The 14,959-nt window shown below is 64.4% G+C and carries 10 protein-coding genes and 1 pseudogene; 6 read left to right on the plus strand and 5 right to left on the minus strand.

Translation table 11 applies throughout. The features are described 5' to 3' along the window. Positions 1–12: 12 nt before the first annotated feature. Complete coding sequence (locus LB532_RS09285) at positions 13–2,337, minus strand: NADP-dependent malic enzyme (RefSeq protein ID WP_140638846.1); 2,325 nt, start codon at positions 2,335–2,337, stop codon at positions 13–15. A 161-nt stretch (positions 2,338–2,498) separates the two neighbouring features. After that, positions 2,499–3,278, minus strand: coding sequence for an SDR family oxidoreductase (locus LB532_RS09290; RefSeq protein WP_140638845.1), 780 nt, complete (start codon positions 3,276–3,278; stop codon positions 2,499–2,501). A gap of 151 nt (positions 3,279–3,429) precedes the next feature. On the opposite strand from LB532_RS09290, the gene LB532_RS09295 reads away from it, so the two are divergent. Both LB532_RS09295 and LB532_RS09300 read left to right on the plus strand, forming a co-directional pair. Next, positions 3,430–4,212, plus strand: coding sequence for a UDP-2,3-diacylglucosamine diphosphatase (locus LB532_RS09295; protein WP_181169328.1), 783 nt, complete (start codon positions 3,430–3,432; stop codon positions 4,210–4,212). Positions 4,213–4,341: 129 nt separating this feature from the next. After that, on the plus strand, positions 4,342–5,556 hold the full coding sequence (locus tag LB532_RS09300; RefSeq protein ID WP_140638843.1) for an MFS transporter: 1,215 nt from the start codon (positions 4,342–4,344) through the stop codon (positions 5,554–5,556). Here the strand turns inward: LB532_RS09300 and dgcA are convergent. Then, entirely contained in the window at positions 5,527–6,510 is a 984-nt protein-coding gene (gene dgcA / locus LB532_RS09305; RefSeq protein ID WP_140638842.1) for an N-acetyl-D-Glu racemase DgcA, read from the minus strand. The two genes, LB532_RS09300 and dgcA, sit on opposite strands and share 30 nt — an antisense overlap. A gap of 77 nt (positions 6,511–6,587) precedes the next feature. Here dgcA and LB532_RS09310 point away from each other — a divergent pair, with 77 nt between their 5' ends. The 4 genes from LB532_RS09310 to LB532_RS09325 all read left to right on the plus strand — a co-directional run bounded on the left by LB532_RS09310 (position 6,588) and on the right by LB532_RS09325 (position 10,677). Beyond that, the gene (locus LB532_RS09310) at positions 6,588–7,775 is read left to right on the plus strand and encodes an ABC transporter permease (RefSeq protein WP_140638841.1); all 1,188 of its coding nucleotides are present in this window, start codon (positions 6,588–6,590) and stop codon (positions 7,773–7,775) included. 1 nt (position 7,776) lies between these two features. Continuing rightward, complete coding sequence (locus LB532_RS09315; protein ID WP_140638840.1) at positions 7,777–8,595, plus strand: ABC transporter ATP-binding protein; 819 nt, start codon at positions 7,777–7,779, stop codon at positions 8,593–8,595. Positions 8,596–8,609: 14 nt separating this feature from the next. Next, a complete protein-coding gene (locus LB532_RS09320) occupies positions 8,610–9,983 on the plus strand; it encodes an MCE family protein (protein WP_140564477.1) in 1,374 nt (457 codons plus the stop codon). Between the two features lie 94 nt (positions 9,984–10,077). After that, the gene (locus tag LB532_RS09325) at positions 10,078–10,677 is read left to right on the plus strand and encodes an ABC-type transport auxiliary lipoprotein family protein (protein WP_224518948.1); all 600 of its coding nucleotides are present in this window, start codon (positions 10,078–10,080) and stop codon (positions 10,675–10,677) included. 31 nt (positions 10,678–10,708) lie between these two features. On the opposite strand, the gene LB532_RS09330 is transcribed toward LB532_RS09325, so the two are convergent. Together LB532_RS09330 and LB532_RS09335 are read right to left on the minus strand one after the other, a co-directional pair. Beyond that, positions 10,709–11,323: a 3'-5' exonuclease gene (locus LB532_RS09330; RefSeq protein WP_140638839.1), complete on the minus strand. Its 615-nt coding sequence runs from the start codon at positions 11,321–11,323 to the stop codon at positions 10,709–10,711. A 96-nt stretch (positions 11,324–11,419) separates the two neighbouring features. Then, positions 11,420–14,959 (minus strand): annotated as a pseudogene (locus LB532_RS09335) (kinesin); the annotation flags it as partial.

A 14,959-nucleotide genomic window follows, 5' to 3' on the forward strand; every position in this document is an offset into this window, starting at 1 on the left:
CCGAATCGGCGTTCAGCCCAGATCGACGACTGCCTGCGCCTTGTGGGCGGCCTCGACCACCGCCAGCGCTGTCATGTTGACGACGCCGCGCGAGGTCACCGAGGGCGTCAGGATATGCGCCGGCTTGTCGGTGCCGAGCAGGATCGGGCCGACATGCAGGGCATCCATCATGGTCCTGAGCGCGGTCAGCGTGATGTTGGCGGAATCGAGGTTGGGGAATACTAGGAGATTGGCTTCGCCCTTCAGGCGCGAATGCGGATAAACACGCTGGCGCAGATGTTCCGACAGCGCGGAATCGGCATGCATCTCGCCATCGCATTGCAGCTCTGGCGCGATGCGCGCCAGGATCGCCGCCGCCTGCCGCATCTTGAGCGCACTCGGCGAATCGCGCGAGCCGAAATCCGAATGCGACAGCAGTGCCGCCTTGGGCTCGATGCCGAAGCGCTGGATCTCCTCGGCCGCCAGCACGGTCATTTCGGCGATCTCGTCGGCCGTGGGGTCGACGGAAACATGAGTGTCGGTCAGGAAGATGATGCCGCGTTGCGAGATCAGCATGGACAGCGTCGACAGATCCCGGTCCTTGATGCCGGTTCGTGGTCCGATGATCAGCGTGACGTTGCGCAGGTGCCGCTCGAAACGCCCTTCGAGGCCGCAGACCATGGCGTCGGCGTCGCCGCGCTTCAATGCGAGGGCCGCGATCACGGTGTTGTCGGTGCGCACCATGGTGCGCGCAGCCTCCGTTGTCACGCCGCGCCGGCCGGCCAGCTCGATCAGGAGGTCGACGTAATGGCGGTAGCGCGGATCGTCCTCCGGGTTGATCAGGCCGAAGTCGACGCCTGGCTTGATGCGCAGTCCGTAGCGCTTCAAGCGCACCTCGATGACGTGCGGACGGCCGATCAGGATCGGCTCGGCGATGCCTTCCTCCAAAACCACCTGCGCGGCGCGCAGCACGCGCTCGTCCTCGCCGTCGGCGTAGATGACGCGCTTGGCGCTCGACGCCTTGGCCGAGGAGAACACCGGCTTCATCACCAGGCCGGAGCGGAAGACGAAGCGGTTGAGCTTGTCGATATAGGCGGAGAAGTCGCTGATCGGCCTTGTCGCGACACCGGTGTCGCAGGCCGCCTTGGCGACGGCCGGGGCGATGCGCAGGATGAGGCGCGGATCGAAGGGCGAGGGGATCAGGAATTCGGGTCCGAACACCGGCGTCTCGCCGGAATAGGCGCGCGCGGCGACATCCGAAGGTTCTTCGCGGGCGAGGGCGGCGATGGCCCGCACCGCGGCCATCTTCATCTCCTCATTGATGGCGCTGGCGCCACAGTCCAGCGCGCCGCGGAAGATGTAAGGAAAACACAGTACGTTATTGACCTGATTGGGAAAATCCGACCGGCCCGTGCAGATCATCGCGTCGGGGCGCGCCGCCCGCGCCACTTCCGGCATGATTTCCGGATTGGGATTGGCCAGCGCCAGGATCAACGGCTTCGGCGCCATGTGCTGGAGCAATTCCGGCTTCAGCACGCCGGCGGCCGAAAGTCCGAGGAACACGTCTGCGCCCGATATGACGTCGGCCAGCGTGCGTGCCTCCGTGTCCTTCACATAAGGATCTTTCCAGCGGTCCATCTCATCCGTGCGCCCCCTATAAGCGACGCCGAAACGGTCGGTGACCCAGATGTTCTCGACTTTGGCGCCGAGCGAGACCAGCAGATTGAGGCAGGCCAATGCCGCCGCGCCGGCGCCTGAAGTGACGATCTTGATGTCGGCAATGGTTTTGCCGGCGAATTCCAGGCCGTTGAGCACGGCGGCGGCGACGATAATGGCGGTGCCGTGCTGGTCGTCATGGAAAACCGGTATGCTCATCCGGGCCTTCAGTCGCTCTTCGACCTCGAAGCATTCCGGCGCCTTGATGTCCTCGAGGTTGATGCCGCCGAAGGTCGGTTCCAGCGCCGCCACCGTTTCGACCATGCGATCGATCTCGGGCGCGTCGATCTCGATGTCGAAGACGTCGATGCCGGCGAATTTCTTGAACAGGACCGCTTTGCCTTCCATGACCGGCTTGGAAGCCAGAGGGCCGATATCGCCCAGGCCGAGCACGGCCGAGCCGTTGGAAACGACGCCGACCAGATTGGCGCGCGCCGTGTAGTCGGCCGCGGTCGCCGGATCGTCGCGGATTTCGAGGCAAGGGGCCGCCACGCCCGGCGAATAGGCGAGCGCCAGGTCGCGCTGGTTGCCGAGCGGCTTGGTGGCCTGGATTTCGAGCTTGCCCGGCGTCGGGTGCTTGTGGAAGTAGAGCGCGGCTTCGTCGAGGTCCGAACGTGCCGTTTTCTTGCTCTCGCCGTTCATTCCGGGCCTCCCTGCGATCCTGCGTGCCGCCTTCTTAGCATGCGTCCAAGGTTTTTCGCGACGCCAAATGACGCAATCGCCATTCACATCGACGAAGCAGGGATAAGCGATCTATTTCAACGGCTTGAGCGGAATTTCGTCGGCGCCGGCGCTACCGGGTCTCAGAAGGCGCTGACATAGAGGCCGCCGTCCACCGGTATGTTCTGGCCGGTCAGGTAGCCGGCATGGACCGAGCACAGGAAGGCACAGATCTGGCCGAATTCCTCCGGCGTGCCGAGCCGCTTGGCCGGCACATCGGCACTGATGCGCGCCTTGCGGGCGGCTGCCGCGGCCGAGTCTTCAACGCTGCCGGCCTCGTGCGGACCGCGCAGCCGGTCGGTATCCAGCTTGCCGGGCATCAGGCTGTTGATGGTCACGTTGCGGTCGACCACCGTGCGCGCCACGCCGGCAAGAAAGGAGGTCAGGCCGGCGCGCGCGCCGGACGACAGATCAAGGCCGGGAATGGGGACATAGACCGAGAGCGAAGTGATGTTGACGATGCGGCCGAAACCGCGCGCGGCCATGCCGTCGATCACGGCCTGCACCAACTCGATCGGTGTCACCATGTTCTGGGTGACGCCTTCGAGGATTTTGGCGCGATCGAGTTCGCGGAAATCGCGGAACGGCGGGCCGCCATTGTTGTTGACGAGGATGTCGGGTTCGGGACAGGCGGCGAGAAGCGCTTTCTGCACCTCGGGCTTCGAAACGTCGCCGACGACTTCCGTGACAGTTACCCCGTAACGCTCACGCAGCTCCGCAGCGGTTTTGGCCACCAGTTCGGCGTTGCGCCCGTTGACGACGACGTCGCAACCAGCCTCGGCCAGCGCCATGGCGCAGCCTTTTCCGAGCCCCTTGCTCGAAGCGCAGACGATGGCCTTCTTTCCGCGGATACCGAGATCCATGACGATTTCTCCTGTGATTCGCCCGGCAGGCTAGCTCTTGGGCTGGACCAACCGCAACCGTCATACGATTGTTGCATGAATCGGGGCATAGGCTGGCGAAAGCAACGGTGAATTCGCGATGTCCGGCCAAGAGCCCCGCACGTTCCGCAGCATGTTCATCTCCGACGTCCATCTCGGATCGAAGGCGGCAAAGGCCGATTTCCTGATCGATTTCCTTAGACATCACGATGCCGACATCATTTATCTCGTCGGCGATATCGTCGATGGGTGGCGCCTGAGGCGCAACTGGCATTGGCCGCAGAGCCACAATGACGTCGTGCAGAAATTGCTGCGCAAGGCGCGCAAGGGCGCCACCATCACCTACATCGCCGGCAATCACGACGAATTCGCCCGCCAGTTCCAGGGCGTGCATTTCGGCGGCATCGTCGTCGCCGACCGCGCCATTCACGAAACCGCCGACGGCAGGCGGCTGCTCGTCATCCATGGCGACCAGTTCGACACGGTCGTGCACAATCAGCGCTGGCTCGCCTATCTCGGCGACCATGCCTACGACGCCGCCATGCAGGTCAACCGGGTGATCACCCGGCTGCGCCAGTTGCTCGGCCTGCCTTACTGGTCGTTTTCGTCCTGGGCCAAGGTCAAGGTCAAGAAGGCGGTGAACTTCATAGGCTCGTTCCAGACGGTACTCAGCGAAGAGGCGCGTCGCTCGCATGTCGACGGCGTCATCTGCGGCCATATCCATCATGCCGCGATCGAAAGCTATGGCGACGTCCAGTACATCAACACCGGCGACTGGGTGGAAAGCTGCACGGCGGTGGTCGAGCATTTCGACGGCCGGATGGAAATCCTGACCTGGGCGCATGTCTTGCCCGAGGCGCCGGACGAACCCTTCATCCCGATGCTGATCGAGGACCGGGTGGTGCAGGCCGCCTGACTGCCGGTGCCAGGCACAGATTCCGGTGTTAATCGATCAGGCCAATCGGTTTCGTCCGGTTTTTCCTCATGTTAAGGGTCAATCCACACTGCTCGCCGTTCGTGGACGGCAGCGATATTGGATCGATTCATGCCGCTGCCGCCGCTTCCACCCGAACAGCTCGTCAAACCACGCCATTTCGAACTGCGCATGAGCCTGATTTTCGCGACATTGTTCGTGTCGCAGGGCACGCATCTGCCCTACTTCCCGCTGTGGCTGCAGGCGAAAGGTTTTCACGCCGAGCAGATCGCCGTCATCCTGGCGGCTCCGATGTTCCTGCGCGTCGTGACGACGCCGCTGCTCACCGCGCTCGCGGACCGGGCGAGGGACCGCGCCGACGTCTATATCGCGCTCGTCGCGGCATCGATGATCATTTCCGCCGGCTATTTTCTGCCGGCCTCCTACGCCGTCGTGCTTGCGGTATCTCTGGCGCTGACGATCGTATGGACGCCGCATTCGCCGATGGCCGATTCGCTCGCGCTTTCGGGCGTGCGCCGCTTCGGTTCCAACTACACCAGCATGCGCAAGTGGGGTTCGATCTCCTATCTCTGCGCCAACGTGGCCGGTGGTTTCATCCTGACCGCGGCTGGGGCGCAGGCCGTTCCGGCGATCATTTTCGCGGCACTGGGTGCCGCGCTCGCTGCCGCGCTGCTGGCACCGCGCCTTGGCCGGCCCCGCCTTGCCTCGCCGCTTTCGGCCGCGGAGATCCAGCACTCGGCACCAAGTCTCTTCAATGCCTATTTCGTCTATTTCACCCTCGGCGTCGGCATCCTCACCGCCAGCCACGCCTTCCTTTATGGCTTCGTGTCGATCTACTGGAAGTCGATCGGCATCGGCGACACCGTCGTCGGGCTTCTGTGGGCCTGGGGCGTGGTGGCCGAAGTCTGCATGTTCGTGTTTTTCAACCGCATATTCGCCTCCGTGTCGGTCGTCAGGGTGATGGTGATTGCCGGCGTCGGCGCGGTCGTGCGCTGGATCGCCTTTCCGCTGATCTGGCCGCTTGGCCTCGGCGTCGCCGGGTTTTTCGGCGTCCAGACCCTGCATTCGGTGTCGGTGGCCATGGTGCTGATCGGCCTGCAGAAGATGATCGGCGAAACGGTCTCGGAAGAGCGCACCGGTGCCGCGCAAGGCATTGCCTATTTCTTCAACGGCTTCTTCATGGCCGCCGTGACGCTCGCCTCCGGCCCGCTCTACGACCGTTTCGGAGTCGACGGCTTCCTGGCCATGATCCCGATCGCGATCATCGGCCTGGTGCTGATCGGGCTCGCGGCGCGCTCAGCCCCAAAGCGCCGGATCGGGCGGTGAAACCAGCGATCCCTCATAGGCGAGGCCGGGCACACGATCCCGCGCAAGCAGCAGCGGTCCGTCGAGGTCGACGAAGTCGGCGTCCTGGGCGAGCAGCACCGCCGGCGCCATCGCCAGCGACGTGCCGACCATGCAGCCGACCATGACACCGAAGCCCAGTTCACGGGCGCGGTCGCGCAGCACGAGCGCCGCCGTCAGCCCGCCCGACTTGTCGAGCTTGATGTTGACGGCATCGTAGAGACCGGCGAGCGCGGCCAGATCCCCCGCCTCATGCACGCTCTCGTCCGCGCAGATCGGCACCGGATGGGCGATGTGGCGCAGGATGCCGTCATGGCCCGCCGGCAGCGGCTGTTCGATAAGCGCGATGCCTTGCTCGGCGGCAAAGGCGAGGTTCGCGGCGATGGTGTCGTCGTTCCAGCCCTCGTTGGCGTCGAGGATGATGCGGCTGTCGGGCGCGGCCTGCCGGACGGCGCGGATGCGGGCAATGTCGTTGTCGCCGCCGATCTTGACCTTGAGCAGCGGCCGCGCCGCATTGGCACGGGCCTGCGCCGCCATCGCCTCGGGTTCGCCCAGCGACAGCGTGTAGGCCGTCTCGAGCTGATGCAAAGGAGCCGGCCAGACTACGTCCGCCACCGCCTTGCCGCCGATCTTGGCTTCCAGGTCCCACAAAGCGCAATCGATGGCGTTGCGCGCCGCGCCCGCCGGCATGGCGCCGAGCAGGGCGGTCCGATCGATGCCGGCGGAGATTTGCCCGCGCATGGCCTCTATCGCGGCGCGAACCCCATCCATGGTTTCGCCATAGCGTTTGTACGGCACGCATTCGCCACGGCCCGTGTAATCGCCTTCGCTGATCGTACAGGTGATCACTTCGGCTTCGGTCTTCGAACCACGCGAGATGGTGAAGGTGCCGGCGATCGGAAAACGCTCGGCCTCGACCGAAATGACACGCGCCATAATTTTCTGCTCCGGCTGTGCGAGAAGGGTCGTCGGCAAATCGACAAGGCCGGACCCGTCAGGCTAAACAGGACGCCATGTTGACCATCGGCAAGCGCGACGCAAGCGGCAAGACCGCCTCGGAGGCTGACCACGAACCGCGCGTGGCGGTCGGTGAGGAAGCAGGCGTTCTCGGGTGCGCCTTCTCAGGAATCTGGACGACGCGCACCGTGGCCGTGATCGACGCAGAGATGCGCAAAATCGAGAAACGAAGCGGTTTCAAGACCTTGGCGCTCGATCTTTCGCATATCGAGAAGATCGACACCGCCGGTGCCTGGCTGATCGACCGCCTGGTCAGCGCTTTCGAGAAGAAGGGTGTCGAGGTCAGGCTGCAGGGCCAGAGCGACGTTGCCTCGATCCTGCTCGGCGCGGTCGGCGACGCGGTGCGGCGCGAGCCCGAATCGGGACCGGTCGGGCCGCCCAACATCGTCATTCGCGCGCTGGAGGCGGTCGGGCGCCGCGTCTACGAAATGCGCGACGATTTTCTCGCCTCGATGAACATACTGGGCGCCACGATCCGTGGCGCGCAGATGAAGCTCGGCCGCGGCCATGCCGTCAATCCGGCGGCGATCTTCAACCAGATCGACCGCATGGGCGTCGGAGCCATTCCGGTGGTGGTGCTGATGTCGGCGATCGTCGGCGCCATCGTTGCCCAGCAGGGCGCCTACCAGCTCAGCTATTTCGGCGCCGACATTTTCGTCGTCGACCTCGTCGGCGTGCTGATCCTGCGCGAACTCGGCGTGCTGATGACGGCAATCATGATCGCCGGCCGCTCGGGCAGCGCCATCACTGCCGAAATCGGCTCGATGAAGATGCGCGAGGAAGTGGATGCGCTGAAGGTCATCGGGCTCAACCCCATCGGCGTGCTGGTCTTTCCGCGCCTGGTTGCGCTGGTGATCGCCCTGCCTTGCTTGACCATCATCGCTAATTTTGCCGCACTCGGCGGCGGTATCCTCGCGGCTTGGCTCTATTCCGACATCGCACCCGCCGCCTTCATCGACCGGCTGCGCGTCGCCATCGACCTCAGCACCATTTTCGCCGGCCTGATCAAGGCGCCGTTCATGGCCATGATCATCGGCACCATCGCCTCGGTCGAGGGCATGAAGGTCGGCGGCAGCGCCGAATCGCTCGGCCAGCACGTGACCGCCTCGGTGGTGAAATCGATCTTCGTCGTCATCATCCTCGACGGGCTTTTCGCCATGTTCTATGCAGCGATCGAGTTCTGAAATGGCGGTGGGAAACGGCATCGAGACCAGGGCGAAGGAGGGCGCGGATGACAGCGAGGTCGTGCTTTCGGCGCATGACATCACCGTTTCCTTCGGCGACAACCTGATCCTCGACAAACTGTCGCTCGATATCTGGCGCGGCGAGATCCTCGGTTTCGTCGGCGCTTCGGGCGCCGGCAAATCAGTTCTGCTACGCACCATCCTTGGTTTGACGCGCAAGCAGTCCGGCACGATCAAGCTGTTCGGCGTCGATATCGAAAAGGCCGACGATGCGGAACGGCTGCGCATCGACATGCGTCTTGGGGTGCTGTTCCAGCACGGCGCGCTGTTCTCGGCGCTGACGGTGCTGGAAAACGTGCAGGTGCCGATGCGCGAATATCTCGACCTGCCGCGCAAGCTGATGGACGAACTGGCGATGCTCAAGGTCGAACTGGTCGGGCTGCCGCCGGACGCGGCGCAGAAATTCCCGTCCGAGCTGTCGGGCGGCATGATCAAGCGCGCGGCACTGGCTCGCGCGCTGGCGCTCGATCCCGACATCGTCTTCCTCGACGAGCCGACGTCGGGTCTCGATCCGATCAGCGCGGCGGAATTCGACGAGCTGGTGGTCAAGCTGCGCGATACGATGGACCTGACCGTCTACATGGTGACCCACGATCTAGACACGCTTTTTACCGCTTGCGACCGCGTGGCCGTGCTCGGCAAGAAGAAAGTGCTGGTCGAAGGCACCATCGACGACATGCTGAAGAGTGAAGAACCGTGGGTAAAATCGTATTTCCGCGGAAAACGAGCCCGGCAACTTGATCTTGCCGCGCGCGCATAGCCATAAGTGAAGCAATGGAAACCAGAGCCAACTACGTTATTGTCGGCATCTTCACGCTGGTGGCGATCCTGGCGGCGTTCGGCTTCGTCTATTGGACGGCGGCGATCGGCGACAAAGGCGAGACCACATTGTTGCGCGTGCGCATCCCTGGCTCGGCTTCCGGACTTGGCCGCGGCAGCTTCGTGCTGTTCAACGGCGTCAAGGTCGGCGACGTCAGGCGCGTCTATATCGATGTCGACAATCCGACGGTCGCCATCGCCGATACCGAGATCGACCGCATGACGCCGATCACCAAATCGACGCAGGCCGATATCGGCCTGGCGGGCCTGACCGGACAGGCCAATATCGAACTCAAGGGCGCCGACCCCAAGGAAGTGAAACTTCTCGACCAGGCCGAGAAGGAAGGCAAGGTCGCCGAGATCGTGGCCAACCCTTCGGCGGTGACCAATCTTTTGCAGACGGCGCAGAACATCTTCACGCGCGCCGACACGGTACTGACGCAGCTGGAGGGGTTCACCAAGGATGTGCGCGGGCCGCTGACGCAGACCGTGCAGAATGTGCAGACGTTCTCCGACGCGCTGGCCAGGAATTCCGACGGCGTCGACAAGTTCCTGTCCGCGGTCAGCGCGCTGTCCGATGAGCTGAAGGGCGTCTCGGGCAAGCTCGACGGCACGCTGAAGGCGGCCGAAGGGCTGCTCAATGCCGTCGACAAGGACAAGATCAAGAGCATCGTCGCCAATGTCGATACGGTGACCGGCAACCTCAAGGAAACGTCCAAACAGCTCGATGGGGTGATCAGGAACGTCGATACGGCCGTGGGATCGGTCAATGATTTCGCCAAGCAGACGCAAGGTACGCTGGCCAAGGTCGACGGCGTGCTCGACGGCATCGATCCGGCGCAAGTGCGCACGGCGCTGGCCAACATCCAGAAGGCAAGCGAAAGCGCCGACAAGGCCGCCTCGGACATTGCCGAGGTGACCGGCAAATTCGCGAACAGGGCGGACGACATAGACGAGACGATCAAGGATGCGAGGCAGCTCGCGCAGCGGCTCAACGACGCCTCGGTGCGCGTCGACGGCATCCTGGCCAAAGTCGATAAGCTGCTCGGCTCGGGCCAGGCGGACGGCGTGATGGCCGACGCCAGGGACACGCTGAGGTCGTTCAAGCAGGTTGCCGATACGCTGAATTCGCGGCTTGGCGTCATCACCGACAATATAGCCCGGTTTTCCGGCCAAGGCCTTTCGAATGTCGAGGCGCTGGTTCAGGACAGCCGCCGTTCGATCAGCCGCATCGAGGAGGCGGTTACCGACCTCAGCCGCAATCCGCAGCGCATCCTGTCGGGCGGCGAGGGCGAGGTTCGGCAGTATGATGGCAGGGCGCGGCGTTGACTTCGGTCTCGGCTCGCCCCAGAAACAGTGTCTGCATCCGCGGGTTGTTTTTACAATCCAGGGATAGTGAGGCCGGGGACAGCAGGGATCGCGCGTGAAGTCGACGATTGTGTTCAGATCGGGCGTGGCCTTGCTTGCCTTGACCCTTGCCGGTTGTGCCGCGCTGCCGGGCGGCGGGCCTGCGCCGCTTGACACGTTCGAACTGTCGGCGCCGTCGGTCGAGGCGCATGGCCACAGCCGCCGCCAGATCCTGATCGCCCAGCCGTCCGCGCTCAAGGCGCTGGACAGCCAGAACATCGTCATAAAACCGTCCCCACGCTCGATCCAGTACCTCAAGGGCGCGCAATGGGCGGACCGGCTGCCGCTGATCGTGCAGGCACGGCTGGCGGAGACGTTCCAGCGCTCTGGCAGCTTCGCCGGCGTGGGCAAGCCGGGCGAGGGGCTGGCGATCGACTACCAGGTCATCGTCGAGATCCGTTCGTTCGAAGTCCGTGTCGACGGCGGCGATCATGCCGAAGTCGACCTGTTCGTGCGCATCCTCAACGACCGCAATGGCGAGGTGCGTGCGTCCAAGAGCTTTACGGCGACCGCGCCCGTCTCGGGCAGCGGCAACCAAGGCTATGTCGGTGCGCTCGATGCTGCCTTCGGCGACGCGGCCAAACAGATCGTGCGCTGGACCGATTCGGCGATCTGAGCGGCGATCCCGGGCGGCGCCAGCCACCAGGCTACAAGCGGTCGAAGGCGTCCGGCCGCAGCTTTCCGGCCTTCATCAGGTACTGCAGGGTGTAGGCTACGGACAGCGCGTCATCGAGCGCATCGTGTCCCTGCAATGGCGGGTGTTGAACGTCATAATAGTCGGCAAGCTTGTTGCTCGGCGTCCTTGCCAGGTCCTCGATCGGCATCCCGGCCGAGATCAGCAGCTTTACGGCATTGTCAAAACGGACCGCCGGGATGAGAGCAGGAATGCCTGCGATATAGCAGCTGATGCCCATCATGTTCAGTTCGTCCTTGCCCCAGGACCAGAATCGCGCCCCACCCGAGAAACGATCGAGATCAACAAGGGCTTCTCCTAACGCGATCCCCTCGATCTCCAGCTTTTCTTCTGTGATGCCAGTCAGTTCGGTGAAGAAAGGGTCGAGCGCGTATCTCCTGCCAAACCGGTCGATCGGTCTGACATAGGCCTTGTGCGTGCCCAGGACAGGAAAGTCGTCTTCGAGCCCAAGCCTGACCGCGCCGATCTGCGCGATGACCGGATCCGGATCGTGGGCCGCGCACCAGAATCGACGTTGCGAGCCCTCAAGACAAAGAAACTCGCAGTCGAATATGATCGCCGTCTTCACAGGTCAGGATCCAGTTCCGGATGCGACGTCCACCCTTCCAAGCCAAAAGGCGGGAGACAAGTCCCCCGCCTTTTTTCATTGACTGTCTGCCGCTGGCTAGTGCAGGCGGCCGCTGGCGTGGGCCAGCATGGTGTAGACCTTGCCTGTATCCGATGTCAGGTAGGTCTGCGCCATGATGTTGTCGCGGTCGTTGCGCGACACGTCCTTCAGCAGCTTCTCGAAATCATCGCAATAGCGGTCGACGGCGGCGCGGAACTCTGCCTCCGTCTGGTACTTGCGACGGATCTCGTCGAACGTCTGCTGGCCCTTCAGCGTATAGAGCCGCCGCGTGAACACGTCACGCTCGCCGCGCCGGTACCGGTTCCACAATTCGATCGACGCATCGTGATCGATGGCCCGTGCGATGTCGACGGACAGCGAGTTCAGCGATTCCACGACGTGAAGCGGCGAGCGCTGGGCAGGGGCGGCGCGCGGTGCGTCGGCGGGTGTTGCCGGCTTGGCTTCGTCCTCGCGTGACGCCCCGCTCAGGAGATCGCGCACCCAGCCGCCCTGTTGCGTGCGGGCGCCGGCGTCGGAACGCGGGCGCGGCGCCGTGTCGGCTGGACGCTCCAGGTCAAGTGTGCCGCGTAGCGCCGTGCCGCCCGACGGCGCCTGCGGCGCGCGAAGTTCCGGCTGTGGCGCGGGAGCGCGGCGCGGCGGCTCTGCCGCGCGCGGCGCGGCCGGGACTTGCGGCGCCGGGCGCAAATTGCGCGATTCCGAGGGCTCTCCACCACTGCGGCCGGACTTCGCAACGATGTCCGAAAGCTCCTTCAGGGCGTTGATCTGCTCGGAAACCGCGCGGCGGATGGCCGAGGTCGATTCCTTGGCCTCTTCCGGCATCTCGATGACGCCTTTCTTGAGCTCGGCGCGGGTGAGGTCGAGCTCGCTCTTGATCGAACTCGCGGTGCGCCGCATCTCCTCGGTGGCGTCGGCGAAGCGCTTGGTGGCCGAATCGACGACGTCGGTGATGGCGTTGCGGATCTTGTCGGCCGATTCCAGCGTCTTGCCTTCGGCGTTCTGCAGCGTCTGACCGACCAGATTCTCGAACGAACGCATGACCTTTTCCAGGTCTTCGGACTTCTTGACCAGGCCGACGGCGAGATCCTCGAGCGAAGACTGCCTTTCGAGCGTGTGTTCGAGGTTGCTCTGGGCCGAGCTCAGGAGGTCCGAAGCACCGGCGAGCAGGCGGCTGTGTTCATCGAACTTGGTGGCGATCGACGCGACTTCGCGCAAGGTCGACGACGACAGTTCCGTCAGCCTTGTCGTGTTCGAATCGACCAGCCTTGCCGAGCTGGCGAAGGTCTGCGCCGCTTTCTCGGTGGTTGCCGCGAAGCTTTGCGTGCTGCCGGTCAGGCGTTCGTCGACCTGGCCGAGATTGAGCGCGGCCTGTTCGATCAGCTGACCGAGCTGCGCGCTCGACGTGGTCATGCGGCCGATCAGGTCGGCGACACTGTCGGACAGCGACGAGCGGGCACCTTCGACCGCGGACAGGGTCTCGGCGGTGCGGCTGGCGAGCGCGTTGACGAGGGCTGCGTTTTCGCTGCGCAGCTTCTCGGCGGCACGTTCGGTGACCTCTTCCATGCTCTTTTGCAGTTCCGAGCCGCCTTGGGCGAAACGCTCGACCAGCGGCCGCGCGGTCTCGTCGAGGATCTTCGACATCTCCGCCGACCGTGCCGCAAGCATAGTGTTGAGCTCGCGGGTGTTGGCGCCGATCGTCTTGGCGGCGTCGTTGGTGCTCTGGCCGATATGCTGGCCGACCGCGGTGAAGGTCTCCGCGATGACATTGGCGCGCGACACGAGTTGCGCCTCGGCGCTTGACACCTGCTCGTTAAGCTTCTGGCCCATCGTCTCGGCGGTATGGGCGAGTCGGTTCTCGACGCTGGCGATCTGCTCTTCGACGCGGGCAGCAGCCGTTGCGGCGGTGGATGCGAGCCGCTCGTCGGCGCCGGCGAGCGCCTGCTCGATTTCACGGGCATGCGCGGCCAGTTCCTGGCCGGTCTGGCGCGCACGGTCGGCGACCCTCTGCTCTGTGCTGGTGAAGGCACCAACGATGCTCTGCGCATGTTCGCCGATGGTCGAGGTGCTGGTGGCGATGCGCGACACCAGACGTTGATCGGCATCGTCGAAGATGCGGGCGATTTCGGAGGCGCGGCCTGACAGCGCTTCCGAACCTTCGGCGATGCGCGAGACCAAGTGCTGGTCGGCGGCATCGAAGATGCGGCCGAGATCCGCTGCACGCGCGGCAAGAGCTTCGGCCGATTCGCCGATGCGCATGCCGAGCCGCTGATCGGCGCCTTCGAAATTGCGCAGGATATCGCCGGCGCGCGCGGCCAGCGACTGTGCCGTTTCGACGGCCCGGGCAACCAGCTTCTGGTCGGCCGCGTCGAAGGTGCCGGCAATCTCGCTCACCCGAGCCGCCAACTGGTCGGCGGTTTCCTTGGCGCGGGCGGCCAGCTTCTGGTCGGCCGCGTCGAACGTGCCGGCGATTTCGCTTGCCCGGGCGGCAAGTTGATCGGCGGTTTCATGGGCTCGCGCCAGCAAGGAACTGGACGCATCGTCCGCGCGGGCAAGCAAGGCGCTCGACGTGTCTTCCGCACGGGCGTGGAGACGGCGATCCGCCTCCTCGAAGGTGCGGGCGATGTCTTCGGCCCGAGCCAGCAGGGCGGCCGAGGTCTGCTCGGCGCGCTCGGCAATCTTGCGATCCGCATCGGAGAAGGCTTGGCCCGCCTGCTCATGCAGGACGCTGGTGACTTCCAGGACCTTTTCGCGCAAGGCGCCGGCCACGAAGACGGCGCTCTTCTCGAGCACGTTGCGCACATTGTCGACGCCTGTCGACAGCGCACGCTCCATGGTGCCCGCACGCTCCTCGATGATGCCGGTCTGGCGACTGAACGCCTGCTCGATCTTGTCCACGTCGGCGGCGATCGCAGCGGAGATGTCGGTGCTCCTCGCCGCGATCTGGTCGATGTGACCCGACAGCGAACGATCGATATCCTTGCGGGTCTCGGCGAGCCTGCCGAGATCGTCTTCCAGCGCGCGGCTGAGCACGTCGCGGCCTTCGGCCAGCTTGCCGACATGTCCGGCGATGATGCCGTCGAGATCGCCACGGCTCTCCGACAGCTTCTGCAAATCGGCCTCCAGCGCGCGCTTGAGGATGTCGCGGCCTTCGGCCAGCTTCTCGACCTGGCCGGCGACAAGGCCGTCGATGCTCGAGCGGCTTTCGGCCAGCTTGGCGAGATCGTCCTCGAGCGCCTTCGACAGCACCGAACGCTCCTGGACAAGCCGCTCGGAGTGGCTGTTGACCAATCCGTTGACGTTTTCGAGATCGTCTTCGAGTGCCTTCGACAGCGCCGAACGGTCCTGGACAAGCCTTTCGGAGTGGCTGTTGACAAGAGTGTTGACGTTTTCGAGATCGGCTTCGAGCGCCCGGGCGAATTGTCCCCGATCTTCGACCAGTTTCTGGGACTGGTCGGCGACGGTGCTCTTGATCGTATTGAGATCGGCTTCCAGCGCACGGCGCAGGATGTCGCGGCCTTCGGCCAGCTTCTCGACCTGGCCGGCGACAAGGCCGTCGATGCTCGAGCGGCTTTCGGCCAG

This window comes from Mesorhizobium sp. ESP-6-2 (genome assembly GCF_020164675.1).
GTDB lineage: Bacteria > Pseudomonadota > Alphaproteobacteria > Rhizobiales > Rhizobiaceae > Mesorhizobium.